Here is a 23,054-nt window from a genome sequence, read left to right on the forward strand (position 1 = left end):
CTGCCAAACCCCAGCCAAGGAGACCTCCCATGGCCACCGTCCCCGTCACCGACGCGACCTTCGACGAAGAAGTGAAGAACTCCGATATCCCCGTTGTGGTGGATTTCTGGGCCGAATGGTGCGGCCCCTGCAAGCAGATCGGCCCGGCGCTCGAGGAGCTGGCCGCCGAATATGAAGGCAAGATCAAGATTGCCAAGGTCGACGTCGACCAGAACCCGAACACCGCCGCCATGATGGGCGTGCGCGGCATCCCTGCGCTGTTCATCTTCAAGGACGGCCAGGTGATCTCGAACCGCGCCGGCGCCGCCCCCAAGGCGTCGCTGGCGAGCTGGATCAACGAGTCGATCTGAGCCTTCCGGCCCAACGATTTCGCGAAATGCGCCCTCCTCGCGGGGGGCGCATTTTTTGGTGTCCCGCGCCACGCTCAGAGCCCGGGAAACACCCGCCCCGCCAGAGCCTGCACCCCTGCCCACCGCCGCGCCTGTGCGGGGCCCCTGTCCTCGGCCCCGGCAGGCAGCCCCCACCATTCCGCCAGCACCCGGTTGCGCAGCAAAAGCTCGACCGACGGATCCTGCGCCCCCACCAGGCCGTATCCCTCGAAGAAGGCGCCTTGCACCTCGGGCGGCAGCACCTCTCGGTCTGGGATGGCGTCTTTCGGCGCATGAAGGATGGCGTAATCCGCCAGCAGCCGGGCGATGTCATGCCCGACCGGCACCACCCGCCCACCGGCGAAATCGAGCCCCCAGCAGCCCGCCTCGTCCAGCACCAGATTGCGCAGGTGCAGATCGCCATGGGTCTGCGCGGTGATCGTCTCGCGCCCTTCGTAGAGAACCTGATCCGCGCGGAGCGCCTCGGCGCACCTCAGAAAGCGCTGCGGCTCCGCCACGATCCGCGCCCCCGAGGACACCTCCTCCATCACCGACCGCAGGAAACCCACGGTGTGCTTTGGCTGGAACACCCGCGTCTCGCCCGGAAGCGCCCGGTGAAACCCGCCCAGCCAGCCCCCGGCCCGCCGGAGCAGCGCCGCCTGCGCGCTCAGCGGTGCCCCCTCCAGCAGCCCCGACAGCGGCCGCGCGTCGAGATACCCCATCACGCAGGTCCGCCGCTCCACGTCGAAGGTCAGCAGCTCGGGCACGCCCTGCGCGTAAACCTCCTGCACCGCCAGATGCGCCGCCATGGCCGCCGCGAACTTCTCCGGGTCCGCCGGTCGCGCCTCGTGCTTCAGCACCAGCCGCGCGCCGCCGGGTCCCTGTAGCCGCAGCAGGATCCGCGCCACCCGCGCATCCTCGCGCCGGGCCAGCGGCGCGGCGCGCCAGGACGCAGGGTCAAGCCCGATCTCGCGCGCAAGAACCGGCCAATGCGCCAGTGCCGCCTGCGCCAAATCCCCCGCGATCATTCCCATTTCCCGCCCCCTGCGCTATCTGCCCCGGCAAGGGCGGCGCCTTGCGAGGGGACATCTCAGCCCCCATATGGCGCCCAGCAAGAAAGGAAAGACAATGTCCGATCAGGAATTTCCGGGCTGGCACGGCACCACGATCATCGGCGTCCGCAAGGGCGGCCGGGTGGTCGTCGCGGGTGACGGGCAGGTGAGCCTCGGCCAGACCGTCATCAAGGGCACCGCGCGCAAGGTGCGCCGGCTGGCGCCCGGCGGTCACGAGGTGGTCTGCGGCTTCGCCGGCTCCACCGCCGATGCCTTCACCTTGCTCGAGCGGCTGGAGGGCAAGCTCGAGAAATCCCCCGGCCAGCTGCAGCGCGCCTGCGTCGATCTCGCCAAGGACTGGCGCACCGACAAGTACCTGCAGAAGCTCGAGGCGATGCTGATCGTCACCGACGGCAAGGATCTCTACGTCATCACCGGCGCCGGCGACGTGCTCGAACCCGAGCATGACATCGCCGCCATCGGCTCGGGCGGCAACTTCGCGCTCGCCGCCGCGCGCGGGCTCTACGAGTACGAGGAAGACGCCGAGAAGATCGCCCGCCGGGCCATGGCGATTGCCTCCGACATCTGCGTCTACACCAACGGCAAGCTGACCGTTGAGACCATTTCGGCTTGAAACAGAGCCTGAAAGGACGACCATGACTGACCTGACACCCCGGGAAATCGTCTCGGAACTCGACCGTTTCATCATCGGCCAGAACGACGCCAAGCGCGCCGTCGCCGTGGCGCTGCGCAACCGCTGGCGCCGCAAGCAGCTGAGCGCCGACCTGCGCGACGAGGTCTACCCCAAGAACATCCTGATGATCGGCCCGACCGGCGTCGGCAAGACCGAGATCTCGCGCCGCCTCGCAAAGCTCGCCCGCGCGCCCTTCATCAAGGTCGAGGCCACCAAGTTCACCGAGGTCGGTTACGTCGGTCGCGACGTCGAGCAGATCATCCGTGACCTAGTCGACGCCTCGATCGTGCAAACCCGCGAGTGGATGCGCGAAGACGTGAAAGCCGCCGCCCACAAGAACGCCGAGGAACGCGTGGTTTCCGCCATCGCAGGCGAGGACGCGCGCGAGGGCACCCGCGAGATGTTCCGCAAGAAGCTCAAGGACGGCGAGCTCGACGACACGGTGATCGAGCTCGACGTGGCCGACACCGCATCGCCCTTCCCGACGATGGAAATTCCCGGCCAGCCCGGCCAGAACATGGGGATGATGAACCTCGGGGACATTTTCGGAAAAGCCTTCGGCGGGCGCACCACGCGCAAGAAGATGACCGTCGCGGAAAGCTACGAGGTGCTGATCTCCGAGGAGGCCGACAAGCTGCTCGACGACGAGCAGGTCAAGCTGGCCGCCATCGAGGCGGTGGAGCAGAACGGCATCGTCTTCCTCGACGAGATCGACAAGGTCGCGGCGCGGCAGGAAGCCCGCGGCGGGGACGTGTCGCGCGAAGGCGTGCAGCGCGACCTGCTGCCCTTGATCGAGGGGACCACCGTCAGCACCAAGCATGGCGCGGTGAAGACCGACCACATCCTCTTCATCGCCTCGGGCGCCTTCCACATCGCCAAGCCGTCGGACCTGCTGCCCGAGCTTCAGGGCCGGCTGCCGATTCGGGTGAACCTGCGGGCGCTGACCGAAGAGGATTTCGTCCGCATCCTGACCGAGACCGACAACGCCCTGACCCGCCAGTACACGGCGCTGATGGCCACCGAAGAGGTCACCGTGACCTTCACCGAGGGCGGCATCCACGCGCTCGCCAAGATCGCCGCCGAGGTCAACGAGAGCGTCGAGAATATCGGCGCGCGGCGGCTCTACACGGTGATGGAGCGGGTGTTCGAGGAGCTGAGCTTCACCGCTCCCGACCAGCCGGGCACCGAGATCACCGTCGACGAGGCCTTCGTAGAGAAGCACCTCGGCGAGCTGACCCGCTCCACGGACCTCAGCCGCTACGTGCTCTGACACGCCGGATGCGGGGGGCCAGCCCCCCGCACCTCTTCTCTTTCCAAATACGCCCACCTGAGGCGTCCCGCCTCTACCGCCCAGCGTCGCCGCCGGATATGTTCGCGCCAACATTCCAGGAGGACGCCCCCGATGAAACGCTCCCACGTCAATGAGATCCTGCGCGCCAGCGACGCCTTCATTCGCAGCCACGGCTACAGCCTGCCGCCCTTTGCCTATCTCACCCCCGAGGGTCTGAAGAAAGCCGAGCACGGCGAGATCAAGCGCCGCCGCATGGGCTGGGACATCACTGATTACGGCGGCGGCAAGTTCGACGAGTTGGGGCTCTTCCTCTTTACCACCCGCAACGGGCTCAATGCCGATCTCGGCCAGCGCAGCGCCATGCTCTACGCCGAGAAGATCATGATCTCGCGCAAGAACCAGCTCAGCCCGATGCACCGGCACGATCTGAAGGTAGAGGACATTATCAACCGCGGTGGCGGCACGCTGGTTCTGGAACTCTTCACCGCCACGCCCGAGGGCGAGATAGACCGCGACGCCGAGGTCACCGTGCTCTGCGATGGGATGGAACGGACGATGCCCGCGGGCGGGCACCTCAAGCTGGATCCGGGCGAATCGGTGACGCTCTTCCCGTCAACGTGGCACGCCTTCTGGGGCGAGGGCAGTGACGTGCTGATCGGCGAGGTCTCGACGGTCAACGACGACCTGACTGACAATATTTTCGCCGAGCCGCTGGGTCGTTTCTCGCAGATCGAGGAAGACGAGGCGCCGCTGCACCTGCTGGTGTCGGATTACGACGACAAGCTCTGACCAGGGGCCAAGACAGCCTCAGGCCATCCACCACCGCTCGGCCATGCGCGAATCGTCCATCGCGCGCATGGCCCCGACGCGCTTCGGCGTCGCGATCCGCGCCGAATGTGCCTGTAGATGGTTGGCGTACATCGGCAAGATCAGCCCGCCCTCGTCGCGGCTGATCCGCTGCATCTCGGCATAGAGTTCGGCACGGCGGGTGCTGTCGAATTCGGCCCGTGCCTCGCGCAGCAAAGTGCCGAAGCGCCCCAAGCCGCCGCGCGTGGCGTTCCAGGGCGCGGCTTCGGTCAGCACCGTGGAAAACGCCCAATCCTCTGTCGCCCGGCCCGACCAGCCACCGGCGCGGAAACCGGCGCTATCGCGCGGCCAGTGCGTTTCCGGCGGAAGCCGGCGCAGCTCAAGCGCGATCCCGGCCTGCGCGGCGCTCTCGCGGTAGAGCTCGGCAGCGCGACCGGCGCCGTCGAAAGCGGCCTCGGAGACCAGCATCGGCAGGGCGATCCTCTCGTGGCCGGCCTGCGCGAGATGCCAGCGGGCGCGGTCCGGATCGAAGCCCTGCGGCTCGAGCGCGGCGAAATAGGGGTTGGCGGGCCCGATCGGGCTGTCCTGCCCGATGCTGCCATGGCCGTGCAGGATCTGGGCCACCATCGCCTCGCGGTCGACCACGGCCTTCAGCGCCTGCCGCAGGTGCGGGTCGGCGAATGGGGCAAGGTCGGTGCGCAGCGCGAAACCGTAATGCTGGTTGCCGGCGAGGCTCTGCACGGTGAAGCTCGGCTCGGCCTGAAGCGCAGCAGCCTCGGCGGCGGGCAGTCGGTCGATGGCATCGACGCGCCCGGACCGCATCGCCTCGAGCCGGTCGCGGGGGTCGTTCATAGCGAGGAAATCCACCCCGTCGAACCAGCCCGCGCGGCCGTCCTTGTAATGCTCGGCGACCCGGTGGCCGATAAAGCGGCGGCCGGGCTCGAATCGCTCGACCCGGTAGAGGCCTGTGCCAATTCCGCGCGCCATGGCCTCGGCGATCTGCCCGGCGGGGTAGATCAGCAGGTGGTAGTCGGCGAGAAGGTAGGGGAAGTCGGCGTTGCCGGTGGCGAGGGTGAACTGCACCTGATGCGGCGCGGTGGCGCGCATGTCCTCAATCTCGGCGACGATGGGCCGGGCCGGAGAGGCAGTGTCGCGGTGCAGCGCCAGCGAGGCGAGCACGTCCTCGGCGCCAAACGCCTTGCCATTGTGGAAGCGCACGCCGGGGCGCAGGTCGAAGGTCCAGACGCGGGCATCGGGCGAGGCGCTCCAGCCGGTGGCCAGCTCGCCGCGCAAGGCGCCCCCCGCCGCCACCTCGGTGAGCGTGTCGAAGACCGCGCCCTGCGCCGCGGCGCTCATGAAGAGCCCGGCGTGGGTCCGCGCGTCCCAGCTGTCGGTGCCGCGCGCGCCGCCCAGCGCGGCGCGGAAGTAGCCGCCGCGCGTCGCCCCTGCCACAGCCGCGGCACCGGCCAGTCCCGACGCGCCGAGAACGGCGGCGGCGAGGGCCGATTGCAGCACGCGACGGCGGCGAAGGGCGGTCATGGAACGGGGCACTCCCCTCTGGTGATGTCTCTTGCGGTGCTCACTTTGCACTTCGGCCCGCGCGGGTGCAACAGCGGCTCGCTCAAACCTGCGCCATCTGGCGGCGCGGTCAGTAGCCGTGACGGTTCGGCAGGCTTTCGAGCAGGGCGATCTGGTCCATCACCCGCACCAGCTCGGCGCTGATGCCGGGCTCGGATAGGGCATGGCCGGCGTTGCGCACCATGCGCAGCTCGCCCTCGGGCCAGGCGCGCGACAGCTCCCAGGCGCGGCGCGGCGGGCAGATCATGTCGTAGCGGCCCTGTACGATGACCCCGGGAATCCCGCGCAGCTTATCGGCGTTCCTGAGAATCCAGCCGTCCTCCTCGAGAAAGCCGGCATTGACGAAATAATGGTTCTCGAGCCGGGCAAAGGCGCGGGCGTATTCGGCCGGCGCCTCGCCGCCGTGGCCATTGGAATAGACCGAGGCCAGCGCGTTCTCCCAGCTTGACCAGGCCCGGGCGAAGCGGATTTCTTCGCGCAGGTCGCCAGAGAACAGCCGCCGGTGGTAGGCAGCGACAAGATCACCGCGCTCGTCTTCGGGAATCAGGCTTTCGAAGCGCGCCCAAGTCTCCGGCCAGAACTGCCCGGCGCCGCCTCCGTAGAACCAGTCAAGCTCGGCCTGGGTCATCATGAAGACGCCGCGCAGCACCAGCTGGCGCACCCGCTCGGGGTGGCTGATGCCATAGACCAGCGAGAGCGTCGCGCCCCAGCTGCCCCCGAAGACGATGAATTTCTCGATCTCCAGCGTCTCGCGGATCTTCTCGATGTCGGAAACGAGGTGCCAGGTGGTGTTGTTCTCGACGCTCGCGTGGGGCGTCGAGCGCCCGCAGCCGCGCTGGTCGAAGAGCACCACGCGGTAGACATCCGGGTCGAAATAGCGCCGCATCGCCGGGCTGCAGCCGCCGCCGGGGCCGCCGTGCAGCACGATGACCGGGATACCGGAAGGGTTGCCGCATTGCTCTACATAGAGCTTGTGCCCAGCGCCCACCTCGAGCATGCGCTGGTCGAACGGGTCGATCGCGGGATAGAGATGTTGCACTGCGCTCTTTTGGCCCGGGTATTTGTCCATGGAACCTCTATATTGGCTGATGAACCCAAAAGAAAACGGGATACCGAAAATATGACCCTGACCGTCGATCCGTCCGAAGTCGCCAAGTTCGAAGCCATGGCGGCAGAATGGTGGGACCCGAACGGAAAGTTCAAGCCTCTGCACATGATGAACCCCGTGCGTCTCGAGTATATCACGACGCAGATTGCCGGGGAGTTCGACCGTGACCTTGCGACGCCGCGTCCCTTCGAGGGGCTGCGCATCCTCGACATCGGCTGCGGCGGCGGGCTGCTCTGCGAGCCGATGGCGCGGCTCGGGGCCGAGATCGTCGGCGTCGATGCCGCCGAGCGCAATATCCCCGTGGCGCGGACCCATGCCGAGCAGTCGGGGCTGGAGATCGACTACCGCTTTTCCACCGCCGAGGCGCTGGCAGAGGCCGGCGAACAGTTCGACGTGGTGCTGAACATGGAGGTGGTCGAGCACGTGGCCGATCCGCAGGCCTATCTGAACGCGTGCCACGCCTTGCTGAAGCCCGGCGGGCTGCACCTGTGCTCGACGATCAACCGCAATGCCAAGAGCTTTGCCATGGCCATCGTCGGCGCGGAATGGGTGATGCGCTGGCTGCCAAAGGGCACCCACGACTGGGCCAAGTTCATCACCCCCGACGAACTTTACGGGCTGATGCGCAACGCAGGCCTAGAGCCGGTGGACCGCAAGGGCTACGTGTTCAACCCGGTGAGCTGGCGCTGGTCGATCTCGGACCGCGATTTGTCGGTTAACTACGTGACGGCGGCGCTGAAGCCGCAGGGCTGAGCCCGGTCGTCAGTCCGCCTCGAGTTTCAGCCGCAGCTCGCGCAGCACCGGAAGCGCCGCGCGCACCTTGTCGACGCCAAGGTCCTTGACCATCTCCGAGATCACCGGCGCCATGGCGGCGAGCGCCGCCTCGCGGGCGCGCTTTCCAGCGGGGCTGATCGCCACCATCTTGCGCCGCGCGTCGTCCCAGTCGGGGCGGATGTGCACGTACCCGGCGATCTCGAGCTTGTTGAGCGTGTTGGTCATCGCGCCGCGGGTGACGTGGAAGCTGCGCGCCAGCTGCGCGGGGCTGCGCTCGGTCTGCACCCGGGCGAGGTGGTTGAGCACCGAGAAATGCGAGATCTCCATGCGGTCGGGCAGCACCCGGGTCAGGCGGTTGCGCAGCAGCTGGTCAGCGGTCAGCAGCTCGCTGAACAGCGAGATCGCCAGCGCATCGGCGGGGGAGCTCATGCCGGTCCCTCGAACTGGCGGTCGTGGGTCAGCGCCGGGATCTGTGCCCGCGCCTTGTCGGATTGCGCCAGGTCGATCTCGGCATAGATGATGCCCGGCTCGGTGCCGCCGTCGGCGATGACCTCGCCCCAGGGCGAGACCACCAGCGAATGGCCGTGGGTGCGGCGCGGCTTGCCCTCGGAGATTTTGTGCGACCCGCATTGCGCCGGGGCGAGCACCCATGAGCCGGTCTCGATGGCGCGGGCGCGCAGCAGCGGCTCCCAATGGGCGGGGCCGGTGGCGGGCGAGAAGGCGGCGGGCACGGTGAGGATCTGCGCCCCGGCATGGGCCAGCGCGCGGTGCAGGTAGGCAAAGCGCACGTCGTAGCAGATGGTCATGCCGAGGGTGCCGAGAGGTGTTGCCACCGCCACGGCGCGGTCACCCGGGGCAAAGCCGTCGGATTCGCGGTAGGTTTCGGTCTCGGTCACCTGCACGTCGAACATGTGGATCTTGTCGTAGCGCGCGGCGATCTCGCCCTCGGGGGTGATCAGGAAGCTGCGGTTGGCAAAGCGCTCCTCCGGCGGCTCGGATTTCACGCCGAGCGAGCCGATCAGCAGCCAGACGCCAAGCGCCTCCGCCTCGGCGCGCAGCCCCGCAAGGGTCTGATCCTCCGCCTCGGGACGCAGCACCGCCTTCTGGTGGCTGCGGCTCGACGAGACGCAATTGGTCACCTCGGGCGTGAGGATGAAGCCCGCACCCCGCCCGGCCGCCTCGCGCATCATGGCGCGGACGGTCTCGAGGTTCTCCGCCGGATCGTCCGACGAGCTGATCTGCAGCAGCGCGGTTTTCATGTCCTTGCCCCGTCAGCCCGCGAGCAGCGGGTCGAGCTTGCCGTCGCGCTCCATCGCGTAAAGCTCGTCGCAGCCGCCAACATGCACATCTCCCACGAAGATCTGCGGCACGGTGCGGCCACCGTTGGCGCGCTGGGTCATCTCGGCGCGACGCTCGGGCGCGGCAGCGACATTGATCTCGGTGAACTCGGCGCCCTTCTGGGTGAGCAGCCGCTTGGCAGCGACGCAGAAGCCGCAGGTGGGCGTGGTGTAGATCTCGATCGGTTTCATGCAGGTTTCCCTTTCCGGCGGACTGGCAGCCCATCTTTCAGGGATTTAGGTATCCTTTGCAACGCGCGCCAGTACCGAGACCATAACCTGTGCCGCGCCAGCCTGCTTGCAGGCCAGCGACGCTGCGGAAAGCGTCGCCCCGGAGGTCATCACGTCATCCACCAGCAGCACGCTGCGCCCCGCGAGGTCCCCCCGCCCTGTAACGCTGATTGCGCCGTCGAGCGTTGCAAAGCGTTCCTCGGCGCCCTTTCCGTCGAGCGAGGGGGTGGCGCGGTTGCGGCGCAACGCGTCGGGGCAGTGGCGCAGCCCCAGCTCGCGCGCCAGCACCGCACCCAGCAGCGCCGACTGGTTGTAACGGCGACGCAGGTGGCGGCGCAGGTGCAGCGGCACCGGCACCACCAGCGTGCCGGCATCGAGCCCCTGCAGCCCGCGCGCCATCCAGCGTGCCGCGGGCCCCGCGATGTCGGTGCGGTCGGCGTGTTTCAGCATCAGCACCAGCTTGCGCCCGTTGCCCTTGTAAAGCAGCGCCGCCCGTCCCTGCACCCAGGGGCGCTCCTGCGCCCGACAGGCGTCGCAATGCTCGGCGACATCCGACTGGCCGGGCAAGGGCACCCCGCAAAGGTCGCAGCAGAGCCCGCCCAGAAAGGGAGTGTCGCGCCAGCAGGGGCCGCAAAGTCCGTGATCGCTCTCGACCAGCCCGCCGCAGGTCAGGCAACGCGGCGGGTAGACAAGACGCAGCCCCCCGCGCAACAAGGTTTGCAACCGCTCCTGCCGCATCTTATCTAGCCTCCATGTCCAGCCAGAGTTCCGACCCGCGTCCCGGCCAGCCAGCCCCCCAGAGCCCGCAGCTCATCGACCGCACCGCCCTTTCCCGGAACCGGGCCCGGGCGCGCCGCGCAGAGGATCTGCACAGGGCGCTTTTCCTGCACGAGGCCGCGCGGGACGAGGCGCAGGATCGTCTGATGATGGTTAACAGGGAGTTCAAATCCGCAGCCATTGTCACCCCCTTCCCCGAGATCTGGGACGGCGCCCTGCCCGGCGCCAAGATCCTGCCCGACGACGAGGTGCTGGACCTCGAGGTCGGCGCGCAGGATCTGGTGATCCACGCGCTTGCCCTGCACTGGGCGAACGACCCGGTCGGCCAGCTGATCCAGTGCCGACGCGCGCTGAAGGCCGACGGGCTTTGCCTGACGATCGCCTTCGGCGGCGAGACCCTCTCGCAGCTGCGCGCCGCCCTGGGACAGGCCGAGATCGACGTCACCGGCGGGCTGTCGCCCCGGGTGCTGCCGATGGGCGAGATCCGCGACCTCGGCGCGCTGCTGCAGCGCGCCGGGCTGGCGCTCCCCGTCGCGGATTCGCTGCCGCTCGACGTGAGCTACGAGAACGCGCTGCACCTGATGCGTGACCTGCGCGCCATGGGCGAGGCCAACGCGCTCTCGGCCCGGCTGCGCCGCCCCACCCGCCGTGCCGTACTGCTGCGAGCTGCGGAGATCTACGCCCAGAGCTACGCGCGCCCGGACGGCCGCCTCTCGGCGACCTTCGAGCTTGTTACCCTGACCGGCTGGGCGCCCGACGAGAGCCAGCAGAAGCCCCTGCGCCCGGGATCTGCGGCGCATCGTCTCGCCGACGCCCTGGGCGCCAAGGAAACCCGCCTCGAGGATTGAATCATTCTAAATTCGCGTTAGTTAGCGCGTGACTTTGAGGGAACAGAACGCATGAACGACATGACCCCCGACCCGATCCGTCCCGCTCAGGCCCCCGCCGACCACCCGGCGCTCCCACGCGAGAAAGTCGGTGTCCTGCTCGCCAACCTCGGCACGCCCGACCACTACAGCTATTGGCCGATGCGCCGCTACCTGTCCGAGTTCCTCTCGGACCAGCGCGTGATCGACTACCCGAAGTGGAAATGGCAGCCGCTGCTGCAGCTGATCATCCTGTCAAAGCGGCCGTTCTCGTCCGGCGCGAATTACAAGTCGATCTGGAACGAGGAGCTGAACGAAAGCCCCCTGATGACCATCACCAAGGCGCAGACCGCCGCCATCGCCGAGTCGATGAAGGCGCGCTACGGCGACCGGGTCATGGTCGATTTCTGCATGCGCTACGGCAACCCCTCGACCAAATCCAAAGTCAAGGCGATGACCGAGGCAGGCTGCCGCAAGATCCTGTTCTTCCCGCTCTACCCGCAGTACGCGGGGGCGACCTCGGCCACCGCCAACGACGCCTTCTTCAAGGCGCTGATGGAGGAGACCTGGCAGCCCACCGCCCGCGTGGTCGACCCCTATTTCGAGAGCCCGGCCTATATCGAGGCACTGGCGCAGTCGGTCGAGCGCGCCTATGCCGCCAAGGCAGAGAAGCCCGAAATTCTGGTGGTGTCCTACCACGGCATGCCGAAGCGCTACCTGATGCAGGGCGACCCCTATCACTGTCAGTGCCAGAAATCGACGCGGCTGCTGCGCGAACGCCTCGGCTGGGACAAGACCCAGATCCGCACCACCTTCCAGTCGGTCTTTGGTCCCGAGGAATGGCTCAAGCCCTATACCGTCGAAGAGGTTGCGCGGCTGGCGAAGGATGAGGGCAAGAAACGCATCGCGGTGATCGCCCCGGCCTTCTCGGCCGATTGCATCGAGACGCTCGAAGAGATCAACGAGGAGATCAAGGAGAGCTTCGAGCACGCCGGCGGCGAAGACTTCACCTACATCCCCTGTCTCAACGACGACCCGGCGCATATCGCGGCGCTGAGCGGCGTTATCGAAGACAACCTCAGGGGCTGGCTCGACTGACCCCTGCCCCCGAAGGCAGGGGCGAAAAAGGAACATGGCCCAAAAGGAAAAGGCGGTGCCGGGGCACCGCCTTTTTGCATGTCTGGCAAGAGCGTCCGGTCAGTCGGTCGCAGAGGCCGCGGCCACCACGGCGATCAGCAGCAGCGGGATCAGGATGCCGCCGTAGGAGGACGACGCCTCGGTGCCGTCGGCAACGACGATCGGCTCCGAAACCGGCTTGCCGCTGTCATAGGACCCGGCCATGACCGAAGTCGCAGATGCGGCGAGCACGGCGGCGAGTGCAAATTTCTTCATTGCTGTTCTCCAGATCAACGCCTGCCGCGGCATGGTGAATTCCAAAGCGGGATTCCTCCACGGCAAGCCCAAGACTTACCTCGTGTATCTGGTCTAAGCAGCAAACCCCTGCGATTGCAAACTCTGGCTGACGCGGCGTCCGCCGCGCCGCCCGCCCGCCGTCAAATCAGCAACACCTGCGTTCCGACCTGTGCCATGTCATAGAGCGCCTCGATGTGCTCGTTATAGAGCCCGATGCAGCCGTTCGACGAGCGGCGCCCGATCTTGCGCGTGTCGTGGGTGCCATGGATGCGGTAGTACTGCCAGCTCAGGTGCAGCGCACGGGTGCCGAGCGGGTTGTCCGGGCCCGGCGGCACGTAGTCCGGCCACTCCGGGTTGCGCTGCTTCATCGACGGCGTCGGACGCCAGTCGGGCTGCGGATCCTTCAGCACCACCTGCGTGCGGCCCTTGCGGGTCAGATCGTCGGTCAGCGGCACCGACGACGGATAAAGGTGGTAGGTACCATTCTGTTCCCAGAAGTGCAGGGCCCGCGAGGAGATATCCACCAGCACCGCGCCCTTGTTCAGGTTGCTGAAATAGGGCTGCCAGTCGAGCGTGCGGAAGCTCGAGATATTGTGCCGGATGACCTTCGAGATGTCATTTTCCATCTCGACCGTTCCCGCGCCGTTGTAGCTCTGCGCAAGGGCCGGGGTCGCCGCGGCGCCGGCCAGCGCGGCCGATCCGGCAAGGAAGGCACGACGGGAATAGGGGGATTTTGCCATGGCGGAGATGTCCTTTGGAGCCACGAAAAACGAAAAGCCAGTACGAGGCGTCTGGGGTTTTACGCCCGACAACCGTTAAGAGTTCCCTAATCATATGGCGAGAGCGCCGCAGTCGCAAATCAAACGCAGGTGTACACGAACGATCACATGCATGTGGGTTTGATCAGCCCGGCTGCGCGAGCTATGTGTGTGCCGCAATAGTGAACCAGCGGTACGCGAAGGTCAGCCAACATGAACAGACGCACGTTTCTCCTGCTCTCCTCCGGGCTTCTCGCGGCGGCATGTGCCCCCTCGGTGACCCCGCCGCAGATTGGGCCGGACGGCAAGCCCCTGCCACGCGTCTACCGGATCAACGAGGGCGACAGCGGCCGGATCGAATATTCGATGCTCGATTCCGTGAACGCGCTGCGTCAGGCGCGCGGCGTGCCGGGCGTGACTCTCGACAGCAAGCTCAACGCTGCCGCCGCGACCCATTCGCGCGACATGTCGGTGCAGAACCGCCCTTGGCACTTCGGCTCGGACGGCTCCTCGCCGATCGACCGGGTGCAGCGCGTCGGCTACACCGGCCGCCTGCTCGGCGAGAACATCTCGGAGACCTATGAATCCGAGCTCGAGACCCTCGCCGCCTGGATGGAAGACGCGCCGACCCGCGACGTGATCCTCGACCCGAGTGCCCGCCAGATGGGCTTTTCCTGGTTCCAGGAACCGGGCGGCAAGATCTGGTGGACCCTGGTCATGGGCGCGCCCGACCTCGCCCCGACGCCGGGCACGCAGATGGCCGGTTTCTGAACCTCGCCGCATCGGCAAAGATGAAAAGACCGCCCCCCGGGGCGGTCTTTTCATGTCCGGCAACGCGCATCGGCTCTCAAGAGGGTCGCCGCAATCAAAAGGCCGCCCCAAGGGGCGGCCCGCTTTCAGGCTCTACACCTGCCCGCTGCACGCAGGGTCAGGGCATGATAAGGATCGGCGTCGGCCTGTCGGCACGGATCATCGCGTAGATATCCTCGATCTCGCGGTCGGTCACGGCGATGCAGCCCCAGGTCCAATCCCAGACACCGTTCTGATAGGCTGGCGGGCGGCCGTGGATGAAGATGTCTCCGCCCGGGCTCTTTCCAAGAAAGCGCGCCTCGGCACGGTCGGCGGCGTTGGGGTAGTCGATCCCGAGGCTCAGGTGGAACCGCGAGTTCGGGTTGCGCCGGTCGATCATGTAGAGCCCTTCGGGCGTCTTGCCGTCGCCTTCGACCTTCTTGTCGCCGGTCGGGTCGAAACCAAGACCGATGTCATAGACCTTCATGATCGAATCATGGTGCAGCAGGTACATCTTGCGAGCCTGCTTATGCACCACGACATGGGTGACGGACGGCCCGCTATAGGACCTGAATTTCATGCTCGCCGGGTCCCGCCCACCGCCGCAGGCGGCAAGCAGCAAAACCGCTGCGAGCACGAACACGTGCCTGCCAATAAACATCTTGCCTGTCTCACTCGTTCTTATTTTGCCTCAGTTATACAGTACACTGCGGCATCGCGATAGAAGGAGTTGGCAGGAAGTTGTCGGAATATCGGCACTATTGCCTTTTGAATCCTGCAACGAGCTCGATATGGGTCGACCAGCGGAACTGGTCCACGACGCGTAGCCCGTCGAGTTGGTAGCCCGCGCGCAACAGCGCCGCGGCCTCGCGCGCAAAGGTCACCGGATTGCAGGAAACGAAGGCAATGCGGGGAATCTTCGCTTCGCAGAGCTGCGCCACCTGCGCCTCGGCCCCGGCGCGCGGCGGGTCGATCACCGCGGCGTCGAAACGCGCCAGTTCGGCGGGCAGAAGCGGGTTGCGGAAGAGATCGCGTGCCTCGGTGGTCACGTGGCGCAGACCCTGTGCATGGCGCCAGCCATGGTCGAGCGCCTGGGTCATCGCCCGGTCGCCCTCGACCGCGTGCACGCGCGCCCTCTCGGCGATCGGCAGCGCGAAGGTGCCGCAGCCGGCGAAAAGGTCGACCACATGGCTCGCCCCGTCGATGTGCTCCAGCACATCGGCCAGCAGAGCCGCCTCGCCCTGCGGCGTTGCCTGCAGGAAGGCCCCCGGCGGCGGCGAGACCTCGGCCCGGCCCATCTTCTGCATCGGCGGGCGGCGGGTCAGCACCACGTCCTCGCCCCAGGCGATGCGCGCGCACTCATGCTGCCGCGCCAGATCGGAGAGCTGCTGCTGCATCTGCGCGTCGGCCTCCTTCCCGCCTTTGGCGACCACATCGAGCCCGCCATGGCTGGTGGTGACCATCACCGACAGCTCGGCCTTGCGGCTCGCGCCGAGCACCGCCAATGCCTCGACCAGCGGCAGCGCGGCGGCCAATTTCGGGTCTATGACGCGGCAGTCGGGCACTTCGACGATGACGTCAGAGCGCTTGCGGTGAAAGCCGACCTGCGCCCCCTTCTTGGTGCGCTTGGCCGAAAAGCCGGCGCGGCGCCGGGTCTGCTCGGGCGAGGTGGCAATCTCGCGGAACGCGGCCTCGATGCCATGCGCGGCCAGTGCATGGCGCACTACGTCCTGCTTCCAGGTAGCGACAAAATCGGGCCGGGCGTGCTGCAACTGGCAGCCACCACAGCTCTTGGCGTGGCGACAGGGCGGGCTGACCCGCATCTCGGACGGCGTGAGGATGCGCGGCGCGTCCATGACGCCGCCGGAGATCTCTCCCTCGACAAGTTCGCCGGGCAGAGTGCCGGGCACGAAGATGGGACCGGCGGCGATGCCGTCCCCCTGGTGCCCGAGCCGTTCGATCGTGACCTGTTCCATGCGCCGCCTCATGCCCCCAACGGGGCTGCCGCGCAAGCCTGTTAAAGCGGGCGAGGCACCCTTGCAGAGCCTATTCCGCCGCCTCCTGCGGGTCGATCACCCCGCCGCTCTGGCGGTTCCAGTAGCGCGCATAGAGCCCGTTCTGCGCCAGCAGCGCCTCGTGGCTGCCCTGCTCGACGATGCGGCCCTGATCAAGCACCACGATCCGGTCCATGCTGGCGATGGTCGAGAGCCGGTGCGCGATGGCCAGCACGGTCTTGCCTTCCATCACCCGCTCGAGCGCGCGCTGGATCAGCGCCTCGACCTCGGAGTCGAGCGCCGAGGTGGCCTCGTCCATCACCAGAATCGGAGCGTCCTTGAGGATGGCGCGTGCCAGCGCGATGCGCTGCCGCTGTCCGCCCGAGAGCTTCACGCCCCGCTCGCCGAGGTGCGCGTCGTACCCTGTGCGCCCCATGTGGTCGCGCAGATGCAGGATGAAGTCATGCGCCTCGGCCTTTTCGGCGGCGGCGATCACCTCTTCCATCGTGGCATCCGGGCGGCCGTAGCGGATGTTGTCCAGCGCCGAGCGGTTGAACATGGCCGTCTCCTGCGTGACCATGCCGATCTGCCGCCGCAGGCTCTCCTGCGTGACATCCGCGATGTTCTGCCCGTCGATGTGGATGCCGCCCTTTTCCGTGTCGTAGAGACGCAGCAGTAGCGCGACGAGGGTCGATTTGCCCGCGCCCGAGGCGCCGACGATGCCCACCTTCTGGCCCGGCGCAATGTCGAGCGCGATATGCTCGACCCCGCCTTCCTTGCGGCCGTAGGCGAAGCCGGCATCGCGGAACTCGATGCGCCCCTGTGGCACCGCCAGCGCCGGGGCACCGGGCGCGTCGAGAAGCGTGTGGTCCGGAGTGATGGTGCGGATGCCGTCCTCGATCTCGCCGATATTGGCGTAAATCCCCATCAGCGTGAAACTGACCCAGCCGGTCATCTGACTGAGCCGGATGGCGACCGCCCCGGTGGCGGCGATGTCGCCGGCGGTGACGTAGCCCTGCGACCAGAAAGCCAGCGCGCCGCCGATCAGCAGCACCGGCAGCGTGCCCGCCAGCGCCATCAGCCAGAACCGGAAGGCCGAGGCGACATGCCCGAAGGCGATGAAGCGCTCGCGGTAGGTCGACATGGCGTCGAGCGCGGCGCGGTCCTCGAACTCGTCATGGGCAAAGAGCTTCACGGTCTTGATGTTGGTCACCGTGTCGACCAGCTGGCCGGTGACCATCGCCCGCGCCGCTGCCCGCGCCTTGGACCGCGTGCGGATGCGCGGCATGAAGTGGCGCAGCAACAGCGCGTAGACGACGATCCAGCCGATCAGCGCCAGCCCGATGCGCCAGTCGATCGAGCCGACCAGCCAGACCGAGCCGATCACCGAAGCGAGCGCAAAGAGCACCGCCTGGATGACCTCCGAGATCACGTCGTTCAGCGCCCGCGCGGTTTGCATCTCCTTTTGCGAGATGCGCCCGGCGAAATCATTGTCGAAGAAGGTGACGGAATGGCCCAGCGTGTAGCGATGCACCCGGCTGAGGATAAGGTTGAACACATTGGGCTGCATGACGACCGACTGCACATAGGCCGAAAGCCCGGCGATCCCCGGCCGCAGCAGGATGAAGAAGGCGGCGCAGAGCAGCAGGAACAGCCAGTGATCGGCAAAGACCGTGCTGGCGGGACTGCTGAGGGTCTTGTCGATCACCTCGCCCAGCAGCTTTGCCGACATCACCTCGAAGATCCCGCCCAGGGCCGAGAGGATCGCCGCCGGGATCAGCACCGGCCAGGCCCCGCGCAGCGCCCAGAGCGTGAACCGCCCCAGGGTCTGCGGCGGCGGCGTCTCGGCGCGGGAAAACGGGTCTATCATGTCGGAAAGGCTCATGCCTCGCCCTCTCGGTCTTGGGTCAGATCATGCGGTGTCCTGCGCTTGGCTGTCGGCGTCGGGGTCGAGGAAGCCGCCGGACTGGCGCGCCCAGAACCCTGCATATAGTCCAGCCTTGGTCAAAAGCGCGTCATGGGTACCCTGCTCGACGATGCGCCCGTCGTCCATCACCAGAATGCGGTCCATGGCGGCGATAGTCGACAGCCGGTGCGCAATGGCGATCACCGTCTTGCCCTCCATCATGCCGTAGAGCGTGTCTTGGATGGCCGCCTCGACCTCCGAGTCGAGGGCCGAAGTCGCTTCGTCGAGGATCAGGATCGGCGCATCCTTGAGGATCACCCGCGCCAGCGCGATGCGCTGCCGCTGCCCGCCCGAGAGCTTCACGCCGCGCTCGCCAACATGGGCATCATAGCCGCGCCGCCCCTGCCCGTCCTCGAGCGTGAGGATGAACTCATGCGCCTGCGCCTGCTTCGCGGCCTCGATCATCTGCGCCTCGCTCGCCTCGGGGCGGCCGTAAAGCAGGTTCTCGCGCACCGAACGGTGCATCAGAGCGCTGTCCTGCTGCACCATGCCGATCTGGCGTCGCAGGCTGTCCTGCGTCACCCGGGTGATGTCCTGCCCATCGATCTCGACCTTGCCGGATTCAGGGTCGTAGAAGCGCAGAAGCAGCTTCACGAGGGTCGATTTCCCGGTGCCCGAGCGCCCCACGAGGCCGATCTTCTCGCCCGGGCGGATGCTCAGCGTCACCCGGTCGAGCCCTCCCGAGCCGCGCCCGTAGTGGTGCGAGAGATTCGAGACCGCAATTTCGCCCTGCGCGACCCGAAGCGGCTTCGCATCCGGGCCGTCGACAAGTTCGATCGGCTGGGCGATGGTCTCCATTCCCTCGGCCACCACGCCGAGCTGGCGGAAGAAGGTGGTCAGCGCCCACATGATCCAGCCGGTCATCGCGTTGAGCCGCAGCGTCAGCGCCGTCGCCGCCGCCACCGCGCCGGTGCTGGCCTGCCCTTGCATCCACAGGGCAATGGCCCAGCCGACAACGCCGACGATGAGCAGCCCGTTGAGCACCATCAGCCCCAGATCCATCAAGGTATAGAGCCGCATTTCCGCCTGGAAGGTCTGCCGCGCCTGCTCGATCGCCTCCTTGGCGTAATCGAGCTCCTGCCGGTCGTGGGCGAACATCTTCACCGAGTGGATGTTGGTATAGGCATCCACCACGCGGCCCGTCACGAAGCTGCGCGCATCCGAAGCGGCCTTGGACGCCGCGCCGACGCGGGCGACCGTCCATTTCATCAACCCGGCGTAGAGCACCAGCCAGAGCAGCATCGGGATCACCAGCCGCGGGTCGGCATCGCCCAGCAGCACCAGCGCGCCGACGAGGTAGGAGATCGAGAAGGTGATCGCGTCGAAGACCTGGAACACCGCCTCGCCCGCCGCCGGGGGCGTCTGCATGATGCGGTTGGCGATGCGCCCGGCAAAATCGTTCTCGAACCAGCCGATCGACTGGCGCAGCACCTGCTTGTGCGCCCGCCAGCGCACCAGGGTGCCGAAGTTGGGCATGATCGCATTGTTCAGCAGCAGCACGTCGAGCGCCTGGAACAGCGGCCGCAGCAGCAGGATGAAAAGCGCGAGGGCTATGAGATGCCAGCCGTGGTCTTCCCAGACCTGCGCCGGCTCGCCGCCGAGGATGTCGACGACCCAGCCCATGGCCCAAATGAGCCCGATCTCGATGCTTGCGACCACCACCGACAAGAGCCCTGTCCAGACGAAGACCCGGCGGAACGGCCGGGAATAGTCCAGCATGAAGGGCAGCAGCTTGGTCGGAGGCCGGTCCGTCTGCGGGTAGTCCACATAGGGATCGACCATGCTTTCGAAACGGCGAAACATGTGTCGTGTCCTGATTGTCTGACGCTAGGTCTAGGTCAGGCCTTACAGGAACACCATGACGGAAAAACTTGCCAGTGCGATGGCCATGGCCCGGTTGAACCAGCGCCAGGCCGCCGGGGTCGACAGCAGGTAGGTCAGCAATGCCCCAGCCGAGGTCCAGAAGAGGCACACCACGAGGTTCAGACCCGAAAAGGCCGACCCCAGCCGCAGCGCTTCGCCCAGCGGGCCGAAAGCCGAGGGATAGGCCGAGACCGCCGCCAGCGCCACCGCCCAGACCTTGGGGTTCACCCATTGGAAGAGCACCGCCTCGATCAGCGTCATGGGGCGGGCCGCCTCGGCCTTCTTGCGGCGCTCGGAATTCCACAGGCCCCAGGCCATGTAGAGCATCCAGGCGCTCGCCGCGATGCGCAGCGCGAACTCCAGCTTCGGCATCTGCTGCAGCAGCGCGGCAATGCCGAGCCCGGTGAGCCCGGCGGTGATGCCGACACCGATCACCACCCCGAAGAGGTGCGGCAAGGTGCGTTTCACGCCGAAGCGCGCGCCCGAGGCGGTCAGCAGGATGACATTGGGACCGGGCGAGAAGAGCCCGAAGAAGACAAAGGCGTAGAGCGGATCGATCGTCATGCAGGGCGCTTACTCGTCAGACAGAAGTTCCGCCTTGGTAAGCGTGAAACCCGATCCGATCCAGCGTTTCTCGGCTGCGCGCAGCGCCTCTCCCAGTGCGGGCCCCTTGAGCGCGGGCATGAAATCCTTGGCCGAGAGCGGGAAGCTGGCCTCGGTGCCCCGAGCCATCTCGAAGAGCGCCTCCTCCGTCACCGGCTGCTGAAAGGCTGCGGCGCGCAGCAGCAGCACGCTTTGCGCAACCTCGCCGCCGTGGCGATAGGCCAGCTCCGCCGGCCCCTGCGTCTCGCCGATCAGGCCCTGATACAGGGTAAGGTGCCGCTGCTGCGCCTTCGAGAGCCGCAGGTCGGGCGCTTCCACGCCGAGGCTCGCGAGCCGGCGCAGCGCGTCCGGGGCGACCGACAGTCTCTGTTCCTCGGCCACCAGCGGGCCCAGCGCGGTCACCGAAGCTCCGGGCAGCACATGCGCCAGCACTCCGACCTGCGCCATGACCGACACGGCGGGCACCGGATCGGGCGCGGCCAGAAGGCGCAGCATCTCTTGCCCGACACGCTCGCGCGACAGGGTGTCCAGCCCGTCCAGCGTTTCGGCAATGCCCGCCAGCGCCTCGGGATCGAAGCCCTGCTCGGGATCGCCGTACCAGGCGGAGAAGCGGAAATAGCGCAGCGTGCGCAGGTAGTCCTCGCGGATACGGTCGGTGGCCGCGCCGATGAAGCGCACCCGGCGGGCGCGCAGGTCCGGCAGGCCGTTCAAAGGGTCGAGGATAAGCCCCCGCGCATCCGCATAGAGCGCATTCATCGTGAAATCACGCCGCGCCGCATCCTCGGCGATGTCGTCCGAAAAGCGCACCACGGCGCGGCGACCATCCGTCTCGGTGTCGGCGCGGAAGGTGGTGATCTCGTGCCCAATGCCGCCCGCCACCACCGTCACCGTGCCATGCTCGATGCCCGTGGGCACTGGCTTCAGCCCCGCCGCCTGCGCCAGTTCGACCACCCGCTCGGGGCGCGCATCGCTGGCGATGTCGACGTCGCTCACCGCCACGCCCATCAGCGCGTTGCGCACGCAGCCACCGACCACGTAGCCCTGATGCCCGCCGTCCTCGAGCATGGCGAGCACCTGCTGCGTCTCGGGCCGGGTCAGCCAGTCGCCGGTGACCGTGGTCTTCGCAAGGCTCATGCCATGCGCTCCGCCAGCCCGCGCAGCATCCGCGCCGTCGCGCCCCAGATGTAATAGGGGCCGAAGGGCACCGTCCAGTAATGCCGCGTGGCGCCGCGCCAGCGGCGGCCCTGGATGCTGTACCGCTCCAGATCGGCGACATGCTCGAAGGGCACGCGGAACACCTCGGCGACCTCGCCAGGCTCCGGAACAGGCTCGAAATCATACATGACGAGACCGATGACCGGCGTCACCTGAAAGCCGGTGACCGTCTCGTGCGGCGGCAGCGTGCCCAGCACGTCCACCCGGCTTTCCGAAAGACCCACCTCCTCGCGCGCTTCGCGCAGAGCGGCGGCGACCTCGTCCTCGTCACCCGGATCGACCTTGCCGCCCGGGAAGGCGATCTGGCCCGGGTGGTGCTTGAGCCTCGAGCTGCGCTTGGTCAACACCAGCTCGAGCCCCTGCTCGCAGGCGACGAAGCCGGCGAGGACGCCGGCGGGACGCAGCTTGCGCCCCTCCGGCAGGACCGTGCCCGGGTTCAGATCGAAATCGGAGGAGGCGCCGGAGGTCGCCTCCAGCGCCCGTTTCAGCAGATCGATCTGATCCCGGACCCGGCTCACTTCTTGGCCTCGAACCCGACCGATTCCGGGTCGAGTTCATAATGCGCGCCGCAGAACTGGCAGTCCGCGGTGACCTTGCCGTCCTCGGTGGTCATCTTCTCGATGTCCCGCGCCGAGTAGATCGACAGCGACTGGCGCACGCGGTCTTCCGAGCAGGTGCAGCCGAAGCGCACCGGCTGGGCGTCGAACACGCGCGGGCCTTCCTCATGGTAGAGACGCACCAGCAGGTCGGTCGGAGGCAGGTCCGGGCCGATCAGCTCCAGCTCATCCACCGTATCGAGGTGGAAGTTCACGCGGCGCCAGTTCTCACCGTCGTCCGTATCGCCCAGCAGGTCCTCGGGGCGCAGGACGCCGTTCTCGCCGGTGCCGCCCTCGCCGTCGACTTGCGGCTTGGCGAAGGGCGAAGCCTTGGGCATGTGCTGCAGCATCACGCCGCCAGCGCGCCAGTGCGAGCTTCCATCCGCCTGCGGCACGTTGCCGAAGTTGAGCATGAATCGGGTCGGGATCTGCTCGGACTGGGCGAAATAGCTCTCGGCGCAGCGCGCCAGCGCACCGCCCGCGAGCGGGGTGATGCCCTGGTAGGGCGTGGTGCCCTTGCCCTGGTCGATGAGCACGGCGAAATAGCCGTCTTCGAGCTGGTCATAGGCCGGCGCTTCGGTGATCTGCTCGCGGTCGAAGCTGGCGTAGGCGCGCAGACGGGCCGGCTCGCCCTCTTTGGTGGGGGCAAAGTAATCGGTCGCGATCATGCGCAGCGCGCCGCGGGTCTGCACCTGCAGCGAGAGCTTCCAGCGCAGCTTCATGGTCTGGCCGATCAGCGCGGTCAGCAGGGTCATCTCCGCGATCAGAGCCTCGACAGGCTCCGGGTAGTCATGTTGGCTGAGGACCCCGTTCAGCACCCCGTCGAGCCGCGCCACGCGGCCCCGGATGTCGGCGTGATCCAATTGAAATGGCAGGACGGTATCGTCCCAGGCGAGTTTGCTGCCGATGGTCATGGGGTTTCCTTATCTGCCGGATCTTGGCATATCGGCCCCATATAAGCAGCAAAAACACGG

General features: G+C 67.2%; 25 protein-coding genes. 8 read left to right on the top strand and 17 right to left on the bottom strand.

The window, feature by feature from the left end; genetic code table 11:
* The first annotated feature begins 29 nt into the window (after positions 1 to 29).
* Entirely contained in the window at positions 30 to 350 is a 321-nt protein-coding gene (gene trxA, locus CEW88_RS00375; RefSeq protein WP_095881202.1) for a thioredoxin, read from the top strand.
* 74 nt (positions 351 to 424) lie between these two features.
* Here trxA and CEW88_RS00380 read toward each other — a convergent pair whose 3' ends face one another.
* On the bottom strand, positions 425 to 1,396 hold the full coding sequence (locus tag CEW88_RS00380) for a phosphotransferase (RefSeq protein WP_254694413.1): 972 nt from the start codon (positions 1,394 to 1,396) through the stop codon (positions 425 to 427).
* A gap of 100 nt (positions 1,397 to 1,496) precedes the next feature.
* Between CEW88_RS00380 and hslV the strand changes: the two genes are divergently transcribed.
* From hslV to CEW88_RS00395, 3 genes are all read left to right on the top strand, one after another.
* Positions 1,497 to 2,054, top strand: coding sequence for an ATP-dependent protease subunit HslV (gene hslV / locus CEW88_RS00385; protein WP_108964184.1), 558 nt, complete (start codon positions 1,497 to 1,499; stop codon positions 2,052 to 2,054).
* Positions 2,055 to 2,076: 22 nt separating this feature from the next.
* A complete protein-coding gene (hslU, locus tag CEW88_RS00390) occupies positions 2,077 to 3,384 on the top strand; it encodes an ATP-dependent protease ATPase subunit HslU (RefSeq protein WP_108964185.1) in 1,308 nt (435 codons plus the stop codon).
* Between the two features lie 132 nt (positions 3,385 to 3,516).
* Entirely contained in the window at positions 3,517 to 4,194 is a 678-nt protein-coding gene (locus CEW88_RS00395) for a D-lyxose/D-mannose family sugar isomerase (RefSeq protein ID WP_108964186.1), read from the top strand.
* Positions 4,195 to 4,212: 18 nt separating this feature from the next.
* On the opposite strand, the gene CEW88_RS00400 is transcribed toward CEW88_RS00395, so the two are convergent.
* Together CEW88_RS00400 and pip are read right to left on the bottom strand one after the other, a co-directional pair.
* The gene (locus CEW88_RS00400) at positions 4,213 to 5,751 is read right to left on the bottom strand and encodes an ABC transporter substrate-binding protein (protein ID WP_108964187.1); all 1,539 of its coding nucleotides are present in this window, start codon (positions 5,749 to 5,751) and stop codon (positions 4,213 to 4,215) included.
* A 109-nt stretch (positions 5,752 to 5,860) separates the two neighbouring features.
* A complete protein-coding gene (gene pip, locus CEW88_RS00405; protein WP_108964188.1) occupies positions 5,861 to 6,859 on the bottom strand; it encodes a prolyl aminopeptidase in 999 nt (332 codons plus the stop codon).
* Positions 6,860 to 6,910: 51 nt separating this feature from the next.
* On the opposite strand from pip, the gene ubiG reads away from it, so the two are divergent.
* A complete protein-coding gene (ubiG, locus tag CEW88_RS00410; protein WP_108964189.1) occupies positions 6,911 to 7,651 on the top strand; it encodes a bifunctional 2-polyprenyl-6-hydroxyphenol methylase/3-demethylubiquinol 3-O-methyltransferase UbiG in 741 nt (246 codons plus the stop codon).
* Between the two features lie 9 nt (positions 7,652 to 7,660).
* Here the strand turns inward: ubiG and CEW88_RS00415 are convergent, their stop codons facing one another.
* Genes CEW88_RS00415 through CEW88_RS00430 form a run of 4 tightly spaced genes read right to left on the bottom strand, consistent with a single transcriptional unit; the run spans position 7,661 to position 9,978 of the window.
* The gene (locus CEW88_RS00415; protein WP_108964190.1) at positions 7,661 to 8,101 is read right to left on the bottom strand and encodes a MarR family winged helix-turn-helix transcriptional regulator; all 441 of its coding nucleotides are present in this window, start codon (positions 8,099 to 8,101) and stop codon (positions 7,661 to 7,663) included.
* Complete coding sequence (locus CEW88_RS00420) at positions 8,098 to 8,931, bottom strand: carbon-nitrogen hydrolase family protein (RefSeq protein WP_108964191.1); 834 nt, start codon at positions 8,929 to 8,931, stop codon at positions 8,098 to 8,100. Before CEW88_RS00420 ends, CEW88_RS00415 begins: the two co-directional genes overlap by 4 nt.
* Before the next feature lie 12 nt (positions 8,932 to 8,943).
* The gene (grxC, locus tag CEW88_RS00425; RefSeq protein WP_108964192.1) at positions 8,944 to 9,201 is read right to left on the bottom strand and encodes a glutaredoxin 3; all 258 of its coding nucleotides are present in this window, start codon (positions 9,199 to 9,201) and stop codon (positions 8,944 to 8,946) included.
* Between the two features lie 45 nt (positions 9,202 to 9,246).
* Positions 9,247 to 9,978, bottom strand: a complete 732-nt coding sequence (locus CEW88_RS00430; RefSeq protein WP_108964193.1) for a ComF family protein — start codon at positions 9,976 to 9,978, stop codon at positions 9,247 to 9,249.
* Positions 9,979 to 9,992: 14 nt separating this feature from the next.
* Here CEW88_RS00430 and CEW88_RS00435 point away from each other — a divergent pair, with 14 nt between their 5' ends.
* Together CEW88_RS00435 and hemH are read left to right on the top strand one after the other, a co-directional pair.
* Positions 9,993 to 10,865 carry an SAM-dependent methyltransferase gene (locus CEW88_RS00435; RefSeq protein ID WP_108964194.1) on the top strand — a complete coding sequence of 291 codons (873 nt, stop codon included), beginning with the start codon at positions 9,993 to 9,995 and terminating at the stop codon, positions 10,863 to 10,865.
* A gap of 51 nt (positions 10,866 to 10,916) precedes the next feature.
* Positions 10,917 to 11,981, top strand: coding sequence for a ferrochelatase (gene hemH, locus CEW88_RS00440; RefSeq protein WP_108964195.1), 1,065 nt, complete (start codon positions 10,917 to 10,919; stop codon positions 11,979 to 11,981).
* 99 nt (positions 11,982 to 12,080) lie between these two features.
* Here the strand turns inward: hemH and CEW88_RS00445 are convergent, their stop codons facing one another.
* Complete coding sequence (locus tag CEW88_RS00445; RefSeq protein WP_108967443.1) at positions 12,081 to 12,275, bottom strand: ferrochelatase; 195 nt, start codon at positions 12,273 to 12,275, stop codon at positions 12,081 to 12,083.
* 161 nt (positions 12,276 to 12,436) lie between these two features.
* Positions 12,437 to 13,036, bottom strand: a complete 600-nt coding sequence (locus CEW88_RS00450) for a L,D-transpeptidase (protein WP_108964196.1) — start codon at positions 13,034 to 13,036, stop codon at positions 12,437 to 12,439.
* Between the two features lie 231 nt (positions 13,037 to 13,267).
* Between CEW88_RS00450 and CEW88_RS00455 the strand changes: the two genes are divergently transcribed.
* Positions 13,268 to 13,825: a CAP domain-containing protein gene (locus CEW88_RS00455; RefSeq protein WP_108964197.1), complete on the top strand. Its 558-nt coding sequence runs from the start codon at positions 13,268 to 13,270 to the stop codon at positions 13,823 to 13,825.
* Positions 13,826 to 13,982: 157 nt separating this feature from the next.
* Here CEW88_RS00455 and CEW88_RS00460 read toward each other — a convergent pair whose 3' ends face one another.
* From CEW88_RS00460 to CEW88_RS00495, 8 genes are all read right to left on the bottom strand, one after another.
* Complete coding sequence (locus CEW88_RS00460) at positions 13,983 to 14,504, bottom strand: L,D-transpeptidase family protein (RefSeq protein ID WP_108964198.1); 522 nt, start codon at positions 14,502 to 14,504, stop codon at positions 13,983 to 13,985.
* A 97-nt stretch (positions 14,505 to 14,601) separates the two neighbouring features.
* Positions 14,602 to 15,819, bottom strand: coding sequence for a class I SAM-dependent RNA methyltransferase (locus CEW88_RS00465; protein ID WP_108964199.1), 1,218 nt, complete (start codon positions 15,817 to 15,819; stop codon positions 14,602 to 14,604).
* A 70-nt stretch (positions 15,820 to 15,889) separates the two neighbouring features.
* Positions 15,890 to 17,722, bottom strand: coding sequence for an ABC transporter ATP-binding protein (locus CEW88_RS00470; protein WP_108964200.1), 1,833 nt, complete (start codon positions 17,720 to 17,722; stop codon positions 15,890 to 15,892).
* 27 nt (positions 17,723 to 17,749) lie between these two features.
* Positions 17,750 to 19,606, bottom strand: a complete 1,857-nt coding sequence (locus tag CEW88_RS00475; RefSeq protein WP_108964201.1) for an ABC transporter ATP-binding protein — start codon at positions 19,604 to 19,606, stop codon at positions 17,750 to 17,752.
* Between the two features lie 42 nt (positions 19,607 to 19,648).
* Positions 19,649 to 20,230, bottom strand: coding sequence for a LysE family translocator (locus tag CEW88_RS00480; RefSeq protein WP_108964202.1), 582 nt, complete (start codon positions 20,228 to 20,230; stop codon positions 19,649 to 19,651).
* Positions 20,231 to 20,239: 9 nt separating this feature from the next.
* A complete protein-coding gene (locus CEW88_RS00485; RefSeq protein ID WP_254694414.1) occupies positions 20,240 to 21,403 on the bottom strand; it encodes a CCA tRNA nucleotidyltransferase in 1,164 nt (387 codons plus the stop codon).
* On the bottom strand, positions 21,400 to 22,002 hold the full coding sequence (locus tag CEW88_RS00490) for a CoA pyrophosphatase (RefSeq protein ID WP_108964203.1): 603 nt from the start codon (positions 22,000 to 22,002) through the stop codon (positions 21,400 to 21,402). The genes CEW88_RS00485 and CEW88_RS00490 overlap by 4 nt, the downstream gene beginning before the upstream one ends.
* Positions 21,999 to 22,994 (bottom strand): Hsp33 family molecular chaperone HslO, encoded by a 996-nt coding sequence (locus tag CEW88_RS00495; protein ID WP_108964204.1) that lies wholly within the window; start codon positions 22,992 to 22,994, stop codon positions 21,999 to 22,001. The genes CEW88_RS00490 and CEW88_RS00495 overlap by 4 nt, the downstream gene beginning before the upstream one ends.
* Between the last annotated feature and the right edge of the window lie 60 nt (positions 22,995 to 23,054).

Origin of the sequence: Alloyangia pacifica (assembly GCF_003111685.1) — a bacterium.
Lineage (GTDB): Bacteria > Pseudomonadota > Alphaproteobacteria > Rhodobacterales > Rhodobacteraceae > Salipiger > Salipiger pacificus_A.